Source organism: Rhizobium sp. YTUHZ045, assembly GCF_051124255.1.
Lineage (GTDB): Bacteria > Pseudomonadota > Alphaproteobacteria > Rhizobiales > Rhizobiaceae > Rhizobium.
Genome location: NZ_CP101432.1, coordinates 2110623 through 2131796 on the forward strand (window position 1 = coordinate 2110623; position 21174 = coordinate 2131796).

At 60.7% G+C, this 21174-nt stretch carries 20 protein-coding genes; 6 read left to right on the top strand and 14 right to left on the bottom strand.

Going from position 1 to position 21174, the window contains the following annotated elements; genetic code table 11:
- The first annotated feature begins 79 nt into the window (after positions 1-79).
- Positions 80-640 (top strand): cysteine hydrolase family protein, encoded by a 561-nt coding sequence (locus NMA58_RS10705; protein ID WP_434713286.1) that lies wholly within the window; start codon positions 80-82, stop codon positions 638-640.
- Between the two features lie 81 nt (positions 641-721).
- Here NMA58_RS10705 and NMA58_RS10710 read toward each other — a convergent pair whose 3' ends face one another.
- Positions 722-1471 (bottom strand): aminoacyl--tRNA ligase-related protein, encoded by a 750-nt coding sequence (locus NMA58_RS10710; RefSeq protein WP_434713287.1) that lies wholly within the window; start codon positions 1469-1471, stop codon positions 722-724.
- Positions 1472-1840: 369 nt separating this feature from the next.
- Here NMA58_RS10710 and NMA58_RS10715 point away from each other — a divergent pair, with 369 nt between their 5' ends.
- Positions 1841-2716, top strand: coding sequence for a D-alanyl-D-alanine carboxypeptidase family protein (locus tag NMA58_RS10715; protein ID WP_434713288.1), 876 nt, complete (start codon positions 1841-1843; stop codon positions 2714-2716).
- A 36-nt stretch (positions 2717-2752) separates the two neighbouring features.
- On the opposite strand, the gene NMA58_RS10720 is transcribed toward NMA58_RS10715, so the two are convergent.
- The 5 genes from NMA58_RS10720 to NMA58_RS10740 all read right to left on the bottom strand — a co-directional run bounded on the left by NMA58_RS10720 (position 2753) and on the right by NMA58_RS10740 (position 8187).
- Positions 2753-4006 (bottom strand): sensor domain-containing diguanylate cyclase, encoded by a 1254-nt coding sequence (locus NMA58_RS10720; protein WP_430959004.1) that lies wholly within the window; start codon positions 4004-4006, stop codon positions 2753-2755.
- Positions 4007-4154: 148 nt separating this feature from the next.
- Positions 4155-4766, bottom strand: a complete 612-nt coding sequence (locus NMA58_RS10725; protein ID WP_085778358.1) for an ABC-type transport auxiliary lipoprotein family protein — start codon at positions 4764-4766, stop codon at positions 4155-4157.
- Between the two features lie 25 nt (positions 4767-4791).
- Positions 4792-6162, bottom strand: a complete 1371-nt coding sequence (locus NMA58_RS10730; RefSeq protein ID WP_430959005.1) for an MlaD family protein — start codon at positions 6160-6162, stop codon at positions 4792-4794.
- A gap of 8 nt (positions 6163-6170) precedes the next feature.
- A complete protein-coding gene (locus NMA58_RS10735) occupies positions 6171-7016 on the bottom strand; it encodes an ABC transporter ATP-binding protein (protein ID WP_434713289.1) in 846 nt (281 codons plus the stop codon).
- Position 7017: 1 nt separating this feature from the next.
- Positions 7018-8187 (bottom strand): MlaE family lipid ABC transporter permease subunit, encoded by a 1170-nt coding sequence (locus NMA58_RS10740; protein ID WP_434713290.1) that lies wholly within the window; start codon positions 8185-8187, stop codon positions 7018-7020.
- Positions 8188-8284: 97 nt separating this feature from the next.
- On the opposite strand from NMA58_RS10740, the gene dgcA reads away from it, so the two are divergent.
- On the top strand, positions 8285-9268 hold the full coding sequence (dgcA, locus tag NMA58_RS10745; protein WP_434713291.1) for an N-acetyl-D-Glu racemase DgcA: 984 nt from the start codon (positions 8285-8287) through the stop codon (positions 9266-9268).
- Here the strand turns inward: dgcA and NMA58_RS10750 are convergent.
- Complete coding sequence (locus tag NMA58_RS10750; RefSeq protein WP_434713292.1) at positions 9220-10437, bottom strand: MFS transporter; 1218 nt, start codon at positions 10435-10437, stop codon at positions 9220-9222. The genes dgcA and NMA58_RS10750 overlap by 49 nt on opposite strands.
- A gap of 165 nt (positions 10438-10602) precedes the next feature.
- Positions 10603-11415 carry a UDP-2,3-diacylglucosamine diphosphatase gene (locus NMA58_RS10755; RefSeq protein ID WP_183700440.1) on the bottom strand — a complete coding sequence of 271 codons (813 nt, stop codon included), beginning with the start codon at positions 11413-11415 and terminating at the stop codon, positions 10603-10605.
- A gap of 267 nt (positions 11416-11682) precedes the next feature.
- Here NMA58_RS10755 and NMA58_RS10760 point away from each other — a divergent pair, with 267 nt between their 5' ends.
- Positions 11683-12015 carry a hypothetical protein gene (locus tag NMA58_RS10760; protein WP_183700438.1) on the top strand — a complete coding sequence of 111 codons (333 nt, stop codon included), beginning with the start codon at positions 11683-11685 and terminating at the stop codon, positions 12013-12015.
- 182 nt (positions 12016-12197) lie between these two features.
- Positions 12198-12947, top strand: coding sequence for a histidine phosphatase family protein (locus NMA58_RS10765; RefSeq protein ID WP_285193857.1), 750 nt, complete (start codon positions 12198-12200; stop codon positions 12945-12947).
- 65 nt (positions 12948-13012) lie between these two features.
- Here the strand turns inward: NMA58_RS10765 and NMA58_RS10770 are convergent, their stop codons facing one another.
- Positions 13013-14452 carry an FAD-binding oxidoreductase gene (locus NMA58_RS10770; RefSeq protein ID WP_434713293.1) on the bottom strand — a complete coding sequence of 480 codons (1440 nt, stop codon included), beginning with the start codon at positions 14450-14452 and terminating at the stop codon, positions 13013-13015.
- 235 nt (positions 14453-14687) lie between these two features.
- Here NMA58_RS10770 and NMA58_RS10775 point away from each other — a divergent pair, with 235 nt between their 5' ends.
- Entirely contained in the window at positions 14688-17000 is a 2313-nt protein-coding gene (locus NMA58_RS10775; protein ID WP_434713295.1) for an NADP-dependent malic enzyme, read from the top strand.
- Between the two features lie 77 nt (positions 17001-17077).
- Here NMA58_RS10775 and NMA58_RS10780 read toward each other — a convergent pair whose 3' ends face one another.
- The 5 genes from NMA58_RS10780 to NMA58_RS10800 all read right to left on the bottom strand — a co-directional run bounded on the left by NMA58_RS10780 (position 17078) and on the right by NMA58_RS10800 (position 21131).
- Positions 17078-17899, bottom strand: coding sequence for a transporter substrate-binding domain-containing protein (locus NMA58_RS10780; protein WP_434713410.1), 822 nt, complete (start codon positions 17897-17899; stop codon positions 17078-17080).
- Positions 17900-17968: 69 nt separating this feature from the next.
- A complete protein-coding gene (locus tag NMA58_RS10785; protein ID WP_430959009.1) occupies positions 17969-18736 on the bottom strand; it encodes an ABC transporter ATP-binding protein in 768 nt (255 codons plus the stop codon).
- Entirely contained in the window at positions 18733-19473 is a 741-nt protein-coding gene (locus NMA58_RS10790) for an ABC transporter permease (RefSeq protein WP_430959159.1), read from the bottom strand. Before NMA58_RS10790 ends, NMA58_RS10785 begins: the two co-directional genes overlap by 4 nt.
- On the bottom strand, positions 19473-20195 hold the full coding sequence (locus NMA58_RS10795; protein WP_430959010.1) for an ABC transporter permease: 723 nt from the start codon (positions 20193-20195) through the stop codon (positions 19473-19475). Before NMA58_RS10795 ends, NMA58_RS10790 begins: the two co-directional genes overlap by 1 nt.
- 81 nt (positions 20196-20276) lie before the next feature.
- Positions 20277-21131 carry a transporter substrate-binding domain-containing protein gene (locus NMA58_RS10800; RefSeq protein ID WP_430959011.1) on the bottom strand — a complete coding sequence of 285 codons (855 nt, stop codon included), beginning with the start codon at positions 21129-21131 and terminating at the stop codon, positions 20277-20279.
- Positions 21132-21174 lie beyond the last annotated feature (43 nt).

A 21174-nucleotide genomic window follows, 5' to 3' on the forward strand; every position in this document is an offset into this window, starting at 1 on the left:
AGCCGCCTGAACATGTGTCAGGCGGCTTTCACTGATGCCGGGGGTATGATCTTCTCCCCAGCCTGGAACCGCGAACAAGATGACCAAGGCCCTCCTAATTATCGACGTACAGAATGCAATTCTCTCCGGAAAGGCAACGCCGGAGCGCCAGGCCGAGGTCGATTCCGCACTTGATGAGACCGTTGCTCGGCTGGCGTTGCTCAAGGAAAAAGCGCGACAGGCCGGCGTGCCGGTCGTGCTAGTGCAGCATGATGGCGACAGCGGTCATCGATTGGCCGTGGGCACGCCGGGATGGGCGCTGCGCCGGGAGATTGCGCCGCAAAAAGGTGAGATCGTCGTGCGCAAGAAAAGCGCCGACTCCTTCTTCGGGACCGATCTTGCCGACCCCTTGCAAGAACGTTCAATTACACACCTCATAGTCGGCGGCTGCATGTCGCAATTCTGCGTCGACACGACCGTCAGGCGGGCCGTTTCGCTCGGCTATGACGTGACCCTGGTTGCCGACGGCCACACAACCGGTGACACGGCGACCCTCACCTTCTCCGCGATCATCGCTCACCACAATGAAACGCTTGATGGTTTCGATGCCGGCAAGGCGGGTGTGAACGTCCGCTCTGCCGGCGACATTACCTTTTCATAAGGCTCCGGCAACCACCGCTTATATCTTCTGAACAACTGCAGCGAAAACCGGGATTGCCATGCGGTCCCGGTTTTCCGCCCCTCACGCCTCGGCCGCTATGCCCCAGTTGTAGACGCAGCGGTCGAGGCCGATGGCGATTTCGAGCACGAGGACGTTGTGATCGACGGCCGCTCCCTTCCCAGGCTGCGACCGGTAACGGTGCGGAAAGTCGGTACGACGCGAGATCGAGCAGACCTCCATCCACTTGTCGCCATTATCGACCTCGATATCCATCGTCACCTCTGAATAGGCCGGCAGCCGGTCGGAGGGCACGACCCGCGTCGGCAGATGGATCAGCGAGGCGATCATGCGGCGGACCGGTTCGAGGCAGGCCGCGTGATAGTCGTTGCCGCTGTCGGCGGTGAAGGCGCATTGACATTCGAGCTGCCAGAATTCCTTCAGTCGCATGTGTTTCGTCGGCTGCTCCTGCTCGCGGCGATACGACCTGCCGGCCTGCCAGACGCAGAGAGGCAACCGCGTCTTCGAATGGTTTCCGAGCATGTGCTGCATGTAGACATAGGTCGAAGGCGTGGTCTCCGGCCTCAGTACCAGCACAGCATCGCCAGCCCCGAGTTGCTCCTGTACCCAGATGTCGGCGTTCGAATAGGCACTTGAAACCAGCGGCCGCGGCATCAGCGCCGGCGCCTCGACCCTTCGCATATCCCAGGCCGGATTGACCGATCTGAGAAAGTTGCGGACTTCCTGCGAGAAGAAGCCGATCATATGATCGCGAAGATTGATCTCGCGCTCCTCCCAATGGACGAGCGAATTGACGTGATAAATATTGAGCATGGTGCCTGTCTCCCTGGCAACCCTGTTGACGTGGTGAAGGGCTTTACGTCCGGCGGCGCGCCGGACGCATGTGGCGCCCGGACGTCACAGCAGGACGCGGAGACCTCGTCCGCCAATGGCGCGCGCGATCGCGACCTGCAGGCAGGTGCGGTCATGATGGGAGAACGGCGCGCGCTTAATGCTCATGACGGATTTCTACGTGCCATGCGCGCGATTGTCAAAACCGCAGGGGCCGAGACAAAAGGTATCATCTGTGGACAGGCCTTTTTTATTGCCCGCCTTCCTTCATTCCGTCACAAACTTTTTCGATCCGCTTGCGTTTAAAGCCAACGGTTCCTCGGCCGCGTAACGAAAGAGACAGCAATACCGATGACCACGACGACATCCCGGCTTCTTGCCATCGCGTTTTCGTCCACCCTGCTGATGGGCGCTTTCATTCCGGCTGAGGCCGGTCAGGCAAGCTTTGTGATTGATGCGCAATCCGGTCAGGTCCTTGAAGCCTCTAACCAGGACGATCTCAACTATCCCGCGTCGCTGACCAAGATGATGACGCTTTATCTCGCCTTTGAGGCGCTGCACGAGGGACGTCTCAGCTGGGACCAGAAGCTCACCATGTCGGAAAATGCCGAGAGCAAGGAACCCTTCAAACTCGCTATTGGCGCCGGCCGCCAGGTGACGCTGCGTGAAGCTGTCGAAAGCATCGTGGTATTGTCCGCCAACGATTCTGCCGTGGCGATCGCCGAACATCTCAGCGGCTCCGAACAGACCTTCGCCAGAACGATGACCGACAAGGCGCACCAACTCGGCATGAACGACACGGTTTTCAAGAACCCTTCGGGCCTGCCTGATCCGGAGCAGGTCACCACGGCGCGTGATATGGCGACCCTGGGCGTCTCGCTGATGCGGGACTTCCCCGAGGAGTTCAAGCTCTTCTCCATGCGCGGCTTTAAGTTCCGGGGCATGAAACTGCGCGGCCACAACAACCTGATGTACCGCTATGACGGCGTCGATGGCATCAAAACGGGCTATACCGATGCCTCAGGCTACAATGTCGTGACCTCGGCGCTGAAAGATGGCCGCCGCGTCGTCGGCGTCGTCATGGGTGAAAAGACTGCAAGCCTGCGCGACGACAAGATGGCGAGCCTCCTCGACAGCACGCTGCCGTCATCGCCCACCGCCACCGCCTCCACCACGCCAGGCAGCCAGCCTGCAGCGACGATGACGGATGCGCAGCCGACGAGGTAACCGGCATGCGACGTTGAAGGATGGCGACACGTTTTGCTACCGAAAAGCCACTTCCAGGTTTTGCCGGTCTTGCGCGATCACGCGGCAATTGGTTTCGAAACCTTCGCCCTTGATGGCAAGAGTGAATTCCGAGGGGATGCCCGCCGTATTCGAAACCGAAATGCCTGCGCTCTCCGCGCCGATCGATTTGACGGTGCAGTCGATAGTCGAGCGCCGGTCGTTAAATAGGATCGAACCTGCCTTCAGCACGCGCCGCCGCGCGCCAATGGCGTGATCGGCGTGAATAGAACTCCATGAGACGCAGCGATTGCGCCCGCCCTGTTTTGCCTGATACATCGCCGCATCCGCTTGAGCGAGCAGTGTTTCGATGTCTCTGCTGACGATAGATAGCGCCGAAGTTCCGAGGCTTGCCGTGACGGTCAGCGAGCCGTGATCGCCGAAAATGACCTGCGAGGCGATGGCGGTTCTGAGTTTTTCGGCGACGGCGGCCGCTCTCTCCCGATCGACATGCGGCAGAACGACGGCAAATTCCTCGCCCCCGATACGGCCGAACAAATCACCGGCGCGAAGGGTCGCCCTGCAGATCGATGCGACCGACTTGAGAACCGCGTCACCTGCGGCATGCCCGTACCCATCGTTCACCTTCTTGAAATGATCGATGTCGAAAACGATGCAGGACAGGTCATGCTGATGCCGCAGGGCGAGGGAAATCAGCTGATCGGCTTCCTGCTTGAAAGCTCGCCGCGTCATGGCCTCGGTCAGGCTGTCGGTAGCGGCGGACTGCATGAGTTCGAGGCGGTCCATCGCTGCTCCCGCCAATTCCTCGAGAATACAAAGATCTTTGCTGCCGAACGATCTGGGCCGGCGATCGATGGCGCACACGGTTCCAATCATGTGGCCGGCCTTCGTTCTGAGCGGAACACCGGCATAAAAGCGGATATGGTCCGCGCCGGTGACCGCAGGATGCGTTGCAAAGCGCAGATCCTTGCTGGCATCAGGAACGATGACAGGCTCGTCACAGTCCACCACGTAGCGGCAGAATGTGTCTTCGAGCGAGACCTCGTCGCCCGACATGCCGGAACAGGCCTTGTACCATTGCCGGTGCGCATCGATCAGTGACACGATGCCGATGTCGACGGAAAATACCTGCTGTATAAGGCGGACGATTCGCTCGAAGCCTTCGTCCTTGGGCGTGTCGAGCAGATCGAGTTGCTGCAACGCTGCCAGCCGTTCCTTTTCTCGCTGAACCGCTTCAGATGACGACTTTCCGAATACTCGTGCGACCACCATGCAGCATGCCTCCTGACAGCGCTAACACGACGCTTTCCACAAATTCATGAATAAATTTAATAGGCTGAACGCCTCAACCTCGTAGCGCCAATATTTTTTCCGTATCGGCAACCTATGATTTCCAAGCTGCACCTGCGAAAACGCAATCTCAGATTGCGCGCAGCGTCCAGCCGACGATCTCCGACACCACCGTCGAAAAGGCGCGGTCGAGACCCTTGACGAAGCCGACGTTGTCGCCGCCGGCCGGCGTCATGGCGCGGAACACCTTCTGGGCGCGTACCGAGCCGTTTCGGTCGTTGAGAATCTTGGCGGAGATTTCGACCACCGCCTGGTTGCCGCTCGAGGCGTCGATTTCGAATGCGCGGATATCGGTGACGATCTGGTAATCGATCGCCAGCCCCTGCCCCGGCATGCCGACGCCGCCGAGCTTTCCCGAATTCTCGAAGGCCTCGACCAGTTTCGATTGCACGATGCGCGGCAGCTTGTCGCCCCACTGCGCCCGCGACAGATACTGGATTTCCGACGGCGAGACGCGGATAACGATCTGATCGCTGTCGAGCGATCTGAGTGCCGTCGGCCCAGCAATCAGGATCTGGCGGGATTTGGCAGCAGGTCCATCGCCATCGACGGCCGCAGAGAGATCATAGGTATCGTTCTTGGCTGAAGTGCCACAGCCCGACAGGATCAACGCAGTCAGCGGCAGCGCGATCGCCGTTCCCCTGATCCACGAACGGCGCGACAACAGATGCGATGCGACCATACTGGGCTACCCCTGACTTTCCCTGTTAACGCCGCGTCCGGCCGTCGTACTGTTTGACCGTGTCCCCGCCAAAGATCAGGCGTTGCGGATTGCGGTCGAAGTTGCTGATCGTATCGTTGAGATTGCTCACGGTTCCGCGCATGTCGTTGATGAGGGTCTGCACGTCGCGCAAGCCGCCGCTCGAGAATTTCTGAAGATTATCGGCGATCGGACCGATTCGCGAGTTCAGATTATCGGCCACCTTCTTGAAGGATTCCAGCGTATCGCGCGCCTCGGCGAACAGCGATTGCGTGTTGTCGGTTCCAAGCAGCGCATCGACCTTGATGAGAATGCCGTCGATGCGTGTCGAAGCCGAATTCAGCTTATTGGCAAGCTGCGACACGTCCTGGATCGTCTGGTCGATATCTTTCTGGCGCAACGAAACCGTATTGGCGACGTCGCGGATCGAGGCAACTGCCGCACGCGCATCCTTTGTGGCTTGCGAAATATCGTCGACCGAACCCTTGATCTTCGCCGCGTCGATCTGGGCAACGAGCGTATCGACGCGGTCGAGCGTTGCCTGCGCCTGCTTGCCGAAATCGTTGAAGGTGGTGGCCGTCTCGTCGAACTTCCTGATCGCGCCCTTGAGATCGCCTGAGGCATCGGCCACATTGGCGGTGATCTTCTCGGCATTGGAGACGATATTGTCGACCTTCTGCGCGTCGACGGCCCTGACCAGTGATTCCACGGCCTGAAGCGTCGAATCGACACGCCCGGAAACCGCCTTCACCGTGTTGGAGAGCTCACCGACGCTCTGCAGGAAGGCGTCGATATTGCCGGAATTCTTGGCCAGCGCATCCGAGAAGGTTTCGGCATTCTTGAACGTCTGGGTCAGCGGAGCACGCGAATCTTCGATGAAACCCTGAAGTTCGCCAACCGCGTCATTGGCGCGATCAAGGATCTTATCGGCGGTCGCCAGGAGATTGGTGACGCTCGACTGGTCGGCGACGATAACGGCGCGTTTGCCGTTTTCGATCGCATGTTTAAGGATACTCTCCTCACCCTTGCGGCCGCCCGACAGTTCGATATAGGCGGCGCCCGTCAGGCCCTGAATTTCAAGCGCGGCCTTGGTGGAGGGGTAGATCGGTGCGTCTGTGCGCACCTGGGTGAAGGCCAGCGAATATTGCGGATCGTCGGCATCGATCGACAGCGTCTGCACCGAGCCCACCTGGATACCGTTGAAGCGCACCGGTGAGCCGACGCTGAGCCCGTTCGCCGAGCCCGGAATACGCACGATCAGCTCCGTCATCGGGCCGCCACGGCCATATTCGGCCATCCAGTAGACGAAGCCGAAGGCGGCCGCGATCACCAGCACCGTGAAAAAACCGACAATCGTGTAATTGGCTTTGGTTTCCATCTATCCGGTCACTTCCCGCCGCTGCCGTTGCCGTGCCGCGCGCCATTGTCCTGCGGCACGATCGACCGTGCTCGCTTACCTCTAAAATAGGCCTGCACCCACGGATCGTCATAGGCCAGCATGTCGTCGATCGTGCCTTCCACCATTACTCGCTTCTTTCCGAGCACGGCAATACGGTCACAAACCGAAAACAGGCTGTCGAGATCGTGCGTCACCATATAGACGGTCAGTCCGAGACTATCGCGCAGGTTGGCGATCAGTTCGTCGAATTCGGCTGCGCCGATAGGGTCGAGACCGGAGGTCGGCTCGTCCAAGAAGACGAGCTCCGGATCGAGCGCCAGCGCGCGGGCAAGAGCTGCGCGCTTGATCATACCCCCTGAGAGTTCGGACGGGTATTTGTCGGCGGCATCGGCCGCGAGCCCCACCATGCGAATCTTCAGATGCGCCAGCTCATCCATTAGCGAGTGCGGCAGATCGAGATATTCGCGCATCGGCACCTGGATGTTTTCCTTGACAGTCAGCGACGAAAACAATGCGCCCTGCTGGAAGAGCACGCCGAGCCGCATGTCGAGCGCGTTGCGTTGCGGCTCGTTGAGCTCGTCGAAGTCCTGGCCCAGGATCTTGATCGTGCCGGAGCGGCGCGGCAGCAGCCGCAGCACCGTTCGCATCAGCACCGATTTGCCGGTGCCCGAAGCACCGACGAAGCCGAGGATCTCACCGCGATAGATATCGAGATTCAGTTTGTCGAGCACCACCTTGGAGCCAAAGGCGACGGTCACGTCGCGCGCCGAAAGCACGACATCCCTGCCCCGTTCTTCGCTTTCGATCGGCTGCTCGTCCACCCTGCCCGCCATACTAGAAGTTGATTGCTGCATAGAACATCGCAAAAAGCCCGTCCATCAGGATGACGACGAAAATCGCCTTCACCACCGAGGCCGTCACGTGCTGGCCGAGCGACTCCGCACTGCCACCGACCTTCAGCCCTTCGACGGCGGCGACGATGCCGATGACGAGCGCCATGAATGGCGCCTTGATCATGCCCGACAGCACGGTCGACAGCGTAATCGCCTCGTGCAGTCGCGCCAGGAAATTGGCGAAGGTGATACCGGAATAGCCCCAGGCGACGACGGCAGCCCCCGCCAGCGAAGCGAAATTCGCCAATACCGTCAAAAGCGGCAGCGCGATGGTCAGCGCCACCAGCCGCGGGAAGATCAATACGCCGATCGGGTTCAGCCCCATCACCTTCAGCGCGTCGATTTCCTCGCGCATCTTCATCGAGCCGATTTCAGCCGTGATCGCGCTGCCGGAGCGCCCGGCGATCATGATCGAAGTCAGCAGCACGCCGATTTCGCGCAGCTGCAGAATGCCGACCAGATCGACGACGAAAACCTCCGCCCCGAAATAACGCAGCTGGAAAGCGCCCTGCTGGGCGATGATCGCGCCGATCAGAAACGACATCAGCAGGATGATCGGAACGGCGCGAACCCCCATATGATCGATCTGGTTGACGATGGAGGCCGGCGAGACGCCACTGCCGCGGCCGAGCTTCATCTGAGCGCCGCGCACCGCCGAACCCAGGATATACATCGAGGCAGCGAGATTATCCCAGATATCATAAGTCATCTTGCCGATCGGCGCCAAGATGCGCGCGGCAAGCGAGACCTTCTCCTTCTGTTCCGGCTCCGGTTTGGCCGGTTCCTCGGAAAACATCTCCAGCATTTCATCGATATGCGGATTGGTGCCGACGAAGCGCACCGTGCGCCCGGCTGCTTCCTCCCCCTTCTTTAGCCGGCAAAGAAGCCAGATGCCGGCGGTATCGATCTCCGATATATCAGAGAGGTCGAGCGTCAGATTGCCGGTCTTCTCTCGCCGAAGCTTTTCGAAGTCGCGCAGCACAAGATGCACATAGGCGCTGCGCCAATTGCCGCTGAGACGAACATGCTGCCCCGAACCATCTGGCCGGTCGTCCACTTGCAGTGAGGCGGCGTTGCGATTCTCGGCGTTCAAGATACTTGTGTCTTTCAAGGCTTACGGCGACATTGCCGACTCGCGAAGCGGATCGCCGCCGGCGCGTCAATATACAGAAGCAACGTCCAATTTCCATGCTCGCAGGATAGCAATAATGCCGCGCACCCTCGATATCCAGATGAATTCCTTTCCGATTGCCGGGACCTTCACCATCTCGCGCGGCGCAAAGACTAAGGCCGAGATCATTAGCTGCGAAGTCACGGAAGAAGGCGCGCAAGGGCACGGCGAATGCGTGCCCTACCGCCGCTACGGCGAGACCATGGAGAGCGTCTTGGCCCAGATCGAGGCAGCGCGCCCGCTGATCGAATCCGGCATTTCGCGCGACGACCTCTTGTCGGCGATGCCGCCGGGTGCCGCACGCAACGCCGTGGATTGCGCTCTCTGGGATCTCGAAGCAAAACGGACGGGCCAAACGGTCGCCGCCCGCCTCGGCCTCACGGCGCTCAAACCGCTCACGACAGCCTACACCATCTCGCTCGGCGAGCCGGAAGTGATGGCCGCGCAGGCGCGCGAACATGCCGGTCGCGCTCTGCTCAAGGTCAAGGTGGGAACCGGTGACGATGAAAGCCGCATCCGCGCAGTCCGCGCGGCCGCACCCGATGCTGCGATCATTCTCGACGCCAATGAGGGCTGGCCGGAGGCGGTGCTGGAACGTCATCTGCAGATCGCCGCGGAGGCGGGCGTTGCCCTCGTCGAGCAACCGTTGCCAGCAGGCCGCGATGCGCTGCTTGCCGAAATCCGCCGCCCGCTGCTCGTCTGCGCCGACGAGAGTGTGCATCACACCGGAGACCTCGCAAGCCTTGCCGACCGCTATGATGCGATCAATATCAAGCTCGACAAGACAGGCGGCCTCACGGAAGCCTTGGCGATGAAGGCCGAAGCGGAGAGGCTCGGCTTTTCGATCATGATCGGCTGCATGGTCGGCACTTCGCTTGCGATGGCGCCAGCCGTGCTGCTCGCGCAGGATGCCGATTTCGTCGATCTCGATGGCCCGCTGCTGCTTGCCCGCGACCGCCAACCGGGCCTGCGCTACGCCGCTTCCCTGGTCTTTCCGCCGGAAAGCACCCTCTGGGGCTGAAGATAGTAGGCTGAGATGACCAGCCCGAGGCCGGAAAGCGCGACGAGCGCCATGACGTAATAGCTGACAAGGCCGAGCCAGGCGTAGAGGTAGCCCGAAGCGATGGTCATCAACCCCATCGCCATGCCGACATAGAAGAAATAGGCGCCCTGCGCCGAGGCCTCCTGCGTTTCCTGCACCGTCGCCACGATTCTCCGCTGCACGCCGGTATGCACGAAGGCATAGGTGAAGCCGTGGAAACATTGCAGCAGGAAGAAGCCGGCAAAGCCGGCATTCATGGGAAACAGGATCCAGCGGCAGACGCTGATGGCGCAGCCGAAGCGGATCAATGTCCAGGCATTGAAGCGCCGATTGAGACGCTTCGATAGAAAGAACACCGTCACCTCCGAAGCAACGCCGGCGCTCCAGAGCAAGCCGACCTCGGTGCCGGAAAAGCCGAGCTGATGCCAGTAAATCGAGGAAAAAGCATTGAGCACCGCGTGGCTCGACTGCTGGATGGCAACTCCGATCAGGAGCAGCAGCAAATGTGGTTCGCGCAACCCGCTGCCGGTGGCGGCCGGCAGGTCGATTGGCTGGCCGCGCCGCCGTGTGGGCCCGATCCGCGGACAGAAGATCGCCATCGCCACCGTCATCGTGAAGCCGAACACCATGACGACGAGCACCATGCCGCCGCCCCCCTGCCCGATCAGCTGACCGCCGAGGAGCGTCGAGACGATGAAGGCGATCGAGCCCCATACGCGCATCGACCCATAATCGAGCCCCCAGCGGCGCACGCCTGAAATGACGATCGATTCGACCACGGGCACATAGGGCGCAAAGGTGGCGCCCTGCAGCGCGAAGACGATTGTCACCGGCCAAAAGCTGGTCGTCCAGTAAAGCGCGATCGCCGTCAGCAGCGACAGGCCACCCGACCAGAGCAGCACGGTGGCGCGCTCCTTCATGCGGTCGGCGATCATGGCGACGACAGGTGCTACCAGGACTCGAACCACCATCGGTATGGCGAGAATAATGCCGATTTCACGGTCACTGAAACTATGGGTTTGCAGCCAGACCGGGAAAAATGGCAGCACGACGCCATTGACGAGCAGCGGCGCGCAATAGGACAGCGCGCTGAGCAGCCGGAAGCGCGGCGGCGCTCCCTCACCCGGAGAATGTTGAGCGGGAATCATCGGTGGACCTGAAGGAAACTAGATGTTTTCCTAACACACCACCCCGGGGGGCGACCATTGCGAGAAATAGCCGTCCGGAAACGTATTAGAAAATAAATTGGGCCTGTTACCTCGCGGTAACGGCTAAATTGCTGGCGAGCCGCCGCGACTGCGACGGCTGTAAAATCACGCTGCCTGCGCGGCGAGTTCCGCCTCTTCGAGACGCTCGACTGCGGTAAGCGCCGGCACTGCGCTAGCAAGCGCTCGCCAGGTGATCAGTTCGAACGTGCCGTCCTCATGCTCTGCAACCGCTGTGCAGCTTTCCACCCAGTCGCCGGTGTTGATGTAGCGGATGCCGTCCATCTCCTGGATGACGGCGTGGTGGATGTGGCCGCAGATCACCCCGTCGGCTCCGCTCTTGCGCGCCTCTTCAGCCACGACGCGTTCGAACTCGCCGATGAAATTGACCGCATGCTTGACCTGCAGCTTCGCCCAGGCGGAAAACGACCAATAGGGCATGCCAAGGCGACGGCGGACGGCGGCGAGCAGGATGTTGATGCGGATTGCCGTATCATAGGCCCAGTCACCGAGATAGGCGAGCAGGCGGGCGTTGCGGACAACGACGTCGAACTCGTCGCCGTGCAGGATCAGGTATTTCTTGCCGTCCGCGCCGTCATGCATCATGCGCTCGACGACCTCGATGCCGCCGAAATGCATGCCCGGGAAGTCGCGAAGGAATTCGTCGTGATTGCCGGGGATGTAGACGACGCGCGTGCCCTTGCGCGCCTTGCGCAGCAGTTTCTGGACGACGTCGTTGCAGACCTGTGGCCAGTACCAGCTGCGCTTCAGGCGCCAGCCGTCGACGATGTCGCCGACGAGCACGATCGTATCGGCTTCGTGGTAGCGCAGGAAATCCAGCAGGAAATCAGCCTTCGCGGCCTTCGAGCCGAGATGCACATCGGAAATGAAGAGCGTGCGGAAATGTCTGGGTTCCATCATGTCTGTCACGAACAGTGCTCGTGCCCCATCTTTCATCTAGCCTTCCAAAACCAGACTCGTGTTTCAGGAAGATGACAAGCTGGGGAAAAGCCCTGCAAACCCGCCGTTCCGTCTGGTGGTAAACGCAGATCCCATCGAAGCCCGCAATAGCGACATCGCAAATCCGATTATCATAATTTCTCGCCGCGAGGTCCTGGATCTTTCCCGCATGCCGAGAATCAAATTAACAGCAGCTGCCGATCAAGGCGTAACCTGGGGATATTGATGATGCGCGCCCGAACCGCGACAATAATGATTTCTATTGCACTGCTTGCCGGCTGTGCACCGACGCAGCAGGACTATGATGCGACAGTAACGCTGCTGCAAGGCAGCGCGAGAGCGAGAAACGAGTTCGTCAAAGTGTGCACAAAGGATTTCGATGCAAATGCGCGGCGCGCCGCGGGGATCGTGACAAACGTCTCCGACAATGACGCTCCGAGGATCGCCTGCCAGCGATATCTGACGGCCGCGATCTCCGGTCGCGCTACGTATCAGGATCTGCTCGACATCAAGGCTCACCGGTTTACGCCAAAGCTCATCAAGATCTTCCAGGGCCGCTGATAGCCCGGAAGACGCTCTCTCGCTCCTCGATTTGGAACCGAGTGAACAAGATCGACGGGCCAAGCGGATTGGGGGCAAGCGGCGACCAGACGCTACGCCCCTTTTCGGCCGGCAATATTGCCCTGCCGATCGAGCGCGTTCATGATGACAACGATTCCATGTCCGACAAAGCGGGATGGCCGATGCGTCTCTTTCTCGTTCGCCACGGCGAATCCCTCGGCAACATCAACGAACAGGCCTACCGCCAATTCGGCGATCATAATGTGCCGCTGACTGAATGGGGCTATCGCCAGGCGGCTGAGGCAGGCGCTGTCATCGCTTCGTACCTCAAAGGGCTGCCGAGCCAGGGATTCCAGAAGCTGCATATCTGGTATTCGCCGTTTCTGCGCACGCGCCAGAGCAAGGATGCGCTGCTCGAAGCGCTGCCGGAAAACTTCGTCGGCGATGTCAGGGAAGATTATCTTCTGCGCGAGCAGGATTTCGGCCTCTTCACCGAAATCTACGACCGTGCCGAGCAGAAGCAGAAATTCCCCGAGGAGTTCGAAAAATGGGCGAGGCTGCGCAACAATAGCGGCAAGTTCTATGCGCGGCCGCCGGACGGCGAAAGCCGGGCGGACGTGGCGCAGCGGGTGCGTCTCTTCCTTCAGACCGTCATGCGCGAGGCCGAAAACGGCGACCACAACGTCGCGATCGTCGGCCACGGGGTCACCAACCGGGCGGTCGAAATGAATTTCCTGCACCACTCCGTTGACTGGTTCGAGCGCTCCGACAATCCTGGGAATTCCGACGTTACGCTGATCGAGGGAACGCGTTTGCAGGGCTACGACACGATACCGCTGCACCAGGCCGCCGACCGGCAGCCGGGACAGGAGAACAAGCTGCGCGATGCCTATGGCGCTGACGTGACGATGACGCCGAAGCGTGGTGGGTAAACCGCTCCCCACAAGGGACCCTTGTGGGGAGCGGTTTGGGGCGGGGTCTTCTACGCTGCATCTATTCAAGCAGCTCGCACCGCCGCCATCGGCTTCACATTCTGATTCATCCGGAACAAATTGTTCGGATCGTAGCGCAGCTTGATTTCCGAAAGGCGCGCATAATTAGCCCCGTAGGCCATTTCGACCCGGTCGGTCTCGTCCTCAGGCATGAAGTTGATGTAGGCAGTGCCCACAGCATGCGGCTTGGTTGCCTCGAAAAGTTCGCGCGCCCAGCCGATGCAGTTTCCGTCCATCTCGGTTTCCCGCCAGCGTGCATGGACATTCATGACGAAATGCGAACTGCGCTGTGGAAATGCCGTGGCTTCGGTCGGCACGCGGCCGGCGGCGCCGCCGACATGGCCGACGAATATTTCGCATTCCGGCCCTGGCAGCTTCCGCACGGCATTGATGAGAACCTCGATCGCCGCATCGGAAAGGGAGGCGAAATCCTGGCTCTTCCAATAGTTACGGGCGCCGGGCGTTAGAAGCGGGTCGAATGCCTGCTGCCAGCCGATGAACGGCATCGGGCTGACGATGTCGGCGATCGGCTTTCCGATTCCGCGCAATCTCGCTGCCGCCTTTTCGCCCGCCGCCATGTCCCCGCAATAGCACATGGCGAGCACCAATATCTCCTTTCCGTGCCATTCGGCCGGCAGGAACGGCAGCGGCGGCGCCTGGCGCATCACCACCCAGCAAGTCAGCTCGTCGGGTGCTGTTTCCAGCGCCTCGCGATATTCCCTGAGAACGTTTTCCGCATCGGCGAAGGGATGCACGACCAGTCCGGCGAAAACTTCGGGCTGGAGCGGGTTGAGCTGGAATTCGAAGGACGTCACGACGCCGAAATTGCCGCCGCCGCCGCGCAGCGCCCAGAACAGGTCCGGCCGCTCCGTCTCGCTCGCCTTCACCAGTTCGCCGTTGGCCGTCACCACATCGACCGAAATCAGATTGTCGAGGGTCAGCCCGAATTTCCGTGTGAGCCAGCCGAAACCACCGCCGAGCGTCAGGCCGGCTATGCCGGTCGTGGAATTAATGCCGGTTGGCAGCACCAGCCCGAAGGCCAGCGTTTCCTTGTCGACGTCACCTAGCGTTGCGCCCGGCTCGATCCTGGCGCGGCGCGTCTCGGGATCGACCCGCACCGATTTCATCGGCGACAGATCAATGACCACGCCGCCCTCGCAGACCGCGTTGCCGGCAATGCCGTGCCCGCCGCCGCGCACCGAAACCAGTAGATTGTTGTCGCGTGCAAGGCGCACCGCGCGCACGACATCAGCCGCCCCTGCGCAGCGCGCAATCAGACCCGGCCGGCGATCGATCATCGCATTCCAGATCGCCCGCGCCTCACCGTAATTCATGTCTTTGCTGGTCAGGAGACTGCCGCGAAAACCGGCGGCAAACGCATCCATGGCCACGTCATTGACCATCGTCTGACCCCGTTGCAGGGTCGTGAGGTTCAAATTGTCCATGATTTCCTCCATGCGACCGGCGCCCCGCACCGTCGCGGCGGCATTTTGCGCTTGCAGGCGGCATCAAACAAGTTTCCAAAAGGATTAGTACCGGCGATGCCGATACTCGGCCGGCCCGTGGTTCCGTGGGACATGCCCCGCGCGAAAACTTCTCCCATCCCTCATTTCCATACTGTCGCCCGTATCCGATTGATGTATGGAGAAACTCCAGAAAAAGACGTGCACGGAGGCGGCAATGGATCACCAGGATAAATCCAAGACGGACAAGAACCTGCCGGGCGGCGATCTCGACGAGCAGGCGCTCTTCTTTCATCGCTATCCCCGCCCCGGCAAGCTGGAGATCCAGGCAACCAAGCCGCTCGGCAACCAGCGCGACCTCGCGCTCGCCTATTCGCCCGGTGTTGCCGCGCCCTGCCTTGCCATCCGTGACAATCCGGAAATGGCGGCCGAATATACCTCGCGCGCCAATCTTGTCGCCGTCATTTCCAATGGCACCGCCGTGCTCGGTCTCGGCAATATCGGGCCTCTGGCTTCGAAGCCGGTCATGGAGGGCAAGGCCGTGCTCTTCAAGAAATTCGCCGGCATCGACGTCTTCGACATCGAGATCGACGCCGCGAGCGTCGAACAGATGGTCTCGACCGTTTCCTCGCTGGAGCCGACCTTCGGCGGCATCAACCTTGAAGACATCAAGGCGCCGGAATGTTTCGACGTCGAGCGGCGCCTGCGCCAGAAGATGAAGATCCCGGTCTTCCACGACGACCAGCACGGCACGGCGATCATTGTCGCCGCCGCTATCCTGAACGGGCTGGAACTCGCCGGCAAAGCGATCGAGAACGTCAAGATCGTTGCCTCGGGCGCGGGTGCTGCCGCCCTTGCCTGCCTCAATCTGCTGGTGACCCTCGGCGCCAAGCGCGAAAACATCTGGGTCCACGATCTCGAAGGCCTCGTCTATGAGGGCCGCACCGAACTGATGGACGAATGGAAGTCCGTCTATGCCCAGAAGAGCGAGACACGCACGCTCGCCGAAAATATCGGCGGAGCCGACGTCTTCCTCGGTCTCTCGGCCGCCGGCGTGCTGAAGCCGGAGCTGCTGGCGCAGATGGCCGACAAGCCGCTGATCATGGCGCTCGCCAATCCGACGCCGGAAATCATGCCGGATCTCGCCCGCGCCGCCCGCCCCGACGCGATGATTTGCACCGGCCGCTCGGATTTCGCCAACCAGGTCAACAACGTCCTCTGCTTCCCCTATATCTTCCGCGGCGCGCTCGATTGCGGCGCCGAGACGATCAACGAGGAAATGAAGATGGCGGCCGTGCGCGCCATCGCAGCGCTTGCCCGCGAAGAACCCTCCGACGTCGCTGCCCGCGCCTATTCCGGCGAGACCCCGGTCTTCGGGCCCGACTATCTGATCCCTTCCCCTTTCGATCCGCGCCTCATCCTGCGCATCGCCCCTGCCGTCGCCAAGGCCGCCGAACAGAGCGGCGTCGCACGCCGCCCGATCCAGGATTTCGACGCCTATCTCGATCAGCTGAACCGTTTTGTCTTCCGTTCCGGCTTCGTCATGAAGCCGATCTTCACCGCGGCAAAGGCCGCCGAGCGCAAGCGCGTCATCTTCTCAGAAGGCGAGGACGAGCGCGTGCTGCGCGCCGCCCAGGTGCTGCTTGAGGAAGGCTTGGCAAAACCGATCCTGATCGGCCGCCCGCAGGTCATCGAGACGCGTCTCAAGCGCTACGGCCTGCGCATCCGGCCGTTGCAGGATTTCGAAGTCATCAATCCGGAAGACGATCCGCGCTTCCGCGAATATGTCGATCTCTATTTCTCGCTCGTCGGCCGGCGTGGTGTCATCCCCGAGGCCGCCCGCACCATCGTGCGCACCAACACGACCGTCATCGGCGCGCTGGCGCTGAGGCGCGGCGAGGCCGATGCGCTGATCTGCGGCCTCGAAGGCCGTTACGAGAAACACCTGCGCGACGTGCGCCAGATCATCGGGAAGCGCAAGAATGTCCGCGATTTCTCAGCCCTCAGCCTGATGATCTCACAGCGCGGCGCCACCTTCTTCACGGACACCTACGTCACCTTCAATCCGAGCGCCGAAGAGATCGCAGAGGCGACTGTCATGGCTGCCGAGGAAATCCGCCGCTTCGGCATCACCCCGCGCGCCGCCCTCGTCTCGCATTCCAACTTCGGCTCACGCGAATCCGAAAGCGCCACGAAAATGCGCAATGCCCTGCAGCTCGTGCGCGATGCTGCCCCGGATCTCGAAGTCGACGGCGAAATGCACGGCGAGAGCGCGATCACCGAAGCGCTGCGCAAGCGCGTCATGCCGCACACCACGCTGCACGACGAGGCAAACCTGCTCGTCTTCCCCAACCTCGACGCCGCCAACATCACGCTCGGTGTGGTCAAGTCGATGACCGACGGCCTGCATGTTGGCCCGATTCTGCTCGGCGCCGCCATGCCCGCGCACATCCTCGCGCCGTCGGTTACCTCGCGCGGCGTCGTCAACATGGCAGCGCTCGCCGTCGTCGAGGCATCGCAGCCGGCATAAGCCGGCATTGCGACCAGAAGATTCACGGATAACCAGCACTCGCCGAGATTTCGCAAGTGCTGGCATCCAGCCGCGTTTTACCTCGGCGTTACGTCAAAGCCGAACCACTTCTGCGATAGCTTGACGATCGTGCCGTCTGCTTTGGCTGCTGCGATCGCCTCGTTGAACATAGCTTTGAGTTTCGTATCCTCCTTACGCAGACCAACTGAGCTTCCACGCCCAAGCATGCCGCCCTGGAAACGAGGGCCAGTGACGATGAAGTCCTCGTTGCCCGGCTTCGCCGCCGCTGTCGAAAGATATGCCATGGACGCCATGACGAGGTCGACGCGACCGGCCTTAAGATCGAGATCGTGCTGTTCCGTCGTCTTGTACTCACGGAGATCAACGACGCCCTTCAAATATTTGTCGAGGAAGCTCGCGGCGATCGATGCAGTCTGCACGCCGACTGTCTTACCCTTGAGCAACGGCTCGATCTGCTTCAGCGCGGCCACAGCGCCAGCCTCATCGGTGGCGAGCGAAAATACCTCGCCCTTCAAAGGCAGATTTGCGAGCGGGGAGTCTTTCAATGTCGCAAAGGTCTGACCCGTCGTGCCGTAGGAATCGCTGAAGGCAATGACCTCCTCGCGCTTGGCGGTTGCAGACATCCCCGAAACGATTGCGTCGAACTTTCCAGCGTTAAGAGCCGGGATCATGCCGTCAAAAGGCTGGATCACGGTCGTGCATTCGACCTTCATATGAGCGCAAAAATACTTGATCAGCTCGATTTCGTACCCGTCAAGGCTACCGTCTGCCTTGGTGAAGTTCCACGGCCGAAACGCTCCCTCGGTCGCAATCGTCACATGCGTCCAGTTCTTCTCCTCGGCGCGTGCCGCCGTCGAAACGGCTAAGCTGGCGACCATAGTGATCGCGGCTATGATTGCGGTCAGGTATTTCATACTGAGTTCCCCTTCTTGATTGAGCTTGATGAACTATTGATTGATGAACTGGCGGAAGCGCTCCGACTTCGAATTCGAAAAGACATCCTGAGGTTTGCCCTCTTCCTCGACCACGCCCTTGTGTAAAAAGACGACGCGGCTGGAGACGTCGCGCGCAAATCCCATCTCATGTGTGACGACCAGCATGGTGCGTCCTTCTTCCGCCAAGGCGCGCATGACGCGTAGGACCTCTCCTACAAGCTCCGGATCGAGCGCCGATGTCGGTTCATCGAAGAGCATCACCTTTGGATGCATGGCGAGGGCGCGGGCAATGGCCGCGCGCTGCTGCTGACCGCCGGAAAGATGAGCGGGATAGAAATTGCGCTTATCGGCGATGCCGACTTTGGCCAGCAACGCTTCAGCTTCATCTATGCATTCGGCGCGTGAACGGCGCTGAACATGGATCGGTGCCTCGATAAGGTTTTCGAGGACCGTCTTGTGAGACCAGAGATTGAAACTCTGGAACACCATTCCGAGCCGAGAGCGGATACGATCGACCTGCTTTCGATCCGCCGGGCGGTGCACACCGTCGGCGTTGCGCTGCATCGAGATCGTTTCGCCGTCGACAGTCACTTCACCCGAATCCGGCGTTTCCAGCAGATTAATGCAACGCAGGAACGTCGATTTCCCGGAACCCGACGAGCCGACAATGGAAACGACATCGCCTTCCAGAGCATCAAGCGAGATGCCCCTGATGACCTGGAGAGGTCCGAAGCTCTTGTGCATGTCGCGCACGCTGAGTGCGATTGTTGTGGCCGTCATCGATGCTCTCCTGCAGGGGTGGCTATGGTGCTGCTCTCTCGGCTGACAGGAACGGGAGCGCGCAAATGCGGGCTAAGTCTGTACTCGGCGAATTGAATGAGACGCGTCAGCAAGAAATTGAGGGCGAGGTAGATGGCACCGGAGACGACGAAGACCTCGATTGCCCGGTAGGTCTCGGAGATGATCTTGGCGGCGACTCCGGTTACCTCCATCAGCGTAATGATCGAGGCAAGTGACGTCGCCTTGACCATTGATATCATCTCGTTGCCGTATCCGGGCAATGCCTGCCGGATTGCCAGCGGCAGGACGATCCGGCGAAACAACAGGAAGCGATGCATGCCGCAAGCGCGGGCAGCCTCAACTTGCCCGTGCGGTACCGAGAGCAGGCCGCCGCGAATGATCTCGCTGGCGTAGGCGGCTGTATTCAAGGTCAGCGCCAGCACCGCGCACCAATAAGGATCGCGGAGAAACGGCCAGAAGACGCTGTGCCGTACGGCTGGAAACTGGCCGAGACCGTAATAGATAAGAAATATCTGCACCAACAGGGGCGTGCCGCGGAAGATGAAGACATAGAGCCGCGCGAACCAATCGAGCGCGGCAACGCCGGAGAGGCGGGCAAGCGCCAGCAACAGGGCCAGAATGGCACCAAGGCAGATCGATGTCACGGCAAGCTCGATCGTCAGCGGAATTGCGGCGACCAGGCTCACAAATGTTTCGTTGAGAAACTGCCAATCCATCATCCGCTCCTCCCCACGCCGCGCGACAGATGCCGCTCCGCCTGCTGGAGAAGGATGCTCGAAACTGTCGAGATCATCAGATAGATCGCGCCGGCCATCAGGTAAAAATCGAATGGCAGCCCGGTCGATCCAGCGCCGACCTGCGCCTGGCGCAGGAGTTCGGCAACACCGGTGATCGATACCAGTGCCGACTCCTTTAGGACGACCTGCCAGACATTACCGAGACCGGGAAGCGCGTGACGCAGGGTCAGCGGCGCAACGATCCGCCGCAGGCGAAGCCAGCGCGGCATGCCGCAGGCAATAGCCGCCTCGATCTCACCCGGATGGACCGCCCTGAATCCACCTCGCAGCACTTCCGTGAACTGAGCGCCGGAGGTGACGCCCACGGCGAGGGAGCCCGCAAGAAAGCCCGGAAAGCCGAGGAAACCTTCGGCGCCGAGAAGCCGGCCGACCGCCGTAACCACGGCGCTGCCGCCGAAATAGAAGAGGTAGATGACCAGCAGATCCGGAATGCCCCGCAGCACCGTCGTATAAGCATCGGCGGCCGCGCGAGCAAAACCGTTGCCGGCAATCTTGGCCCATGCCCCAAGGGTCCCGATACAGGCGCCGACGGCATAGCCGGCGATTGCAACAAGGATGGTCATCCAGGCTCCGGCCAGAAGAGCATGGCCCCAGCCATCCGCACCGAAGCCGGCAAGCTCAAAAAAACCAGGCTGGCTCATGATGCTGCTCCGGAAGAGCATGTTTTTGCAGCAACTGACATTATCATAGCCTCTGCTGAGCATGATGCGCCGAAAAGGCGCTTAGGGAGCGTCAAAGGTCGGTGTCAGGTCGATCTTGCTCCATTTTTCCGAGAGCTGCCTGATCGTGCCATCCTTGGCGGCTTGCCTGATTGCGTCATCAAATTTGGCCTTCAGATCGGTCTCGCCCTTGCGCATGCCGAGTGCGACTTCGGTAGCCAACATCGCGCCTTTCACCAGCGGGCCGGACATCATCAGATCGTCATTGCCGGGCTTGCCGAGCACGGAGGTTTCATAAACGCCGCTATCGAAGCCTGCATCGATGCGCCCGGCCTTCAGATCGAGGTCGCGCTCGCCGGAATTCTTGTAGGCGCGCACTGTTACGTCGGAGCCGAAATAGGCGTTGATCAACTGCTCCTGGCTGGTCGACTGGACGACGCCGACGGTCTTGCCTTTGAGGGCTTCGCCGATTGCGGCCATCACCGGATCTGCCTTGGACTTATCGTTCAAATTCAGCCGCTCGCCGGCCATCGGCAGAGGGGACACCGGCCCGTCCTTCAGAAGCAGGAAGCTCGCGACCCCGCTCGCGTAGGGCACGGTGAAATCGACCACCTGCTTCCGCTTCTCGTTGATGCCGAGGGTCATCACTAGATCGAATTTTCCAGCATTGAGGCTCGGGATCATCGCATTCCAATCGCCTGCGATGAGTTCGCAGTCGGCTTTGGCGCGTTTGCACAGGTCATTGATGAGGTCGACGTCGAAGCCGGCCAGCTTGCCGCTGGAATCCATGAGGTTCCAGGGCGGGAAAGCCCCTTCGATGCCGACCTTGACATGCGTCCAGTCCTTGGCGCCGGCAGCGAATGAAGTCAGGAAGGCAATGGCGCCGAAGAAAACGGCAGGCAATTTTCTATTTTTCATTTTCTGTTCCCCTTTCGGCGGCCAAATGGCCACCTGTCAGTTC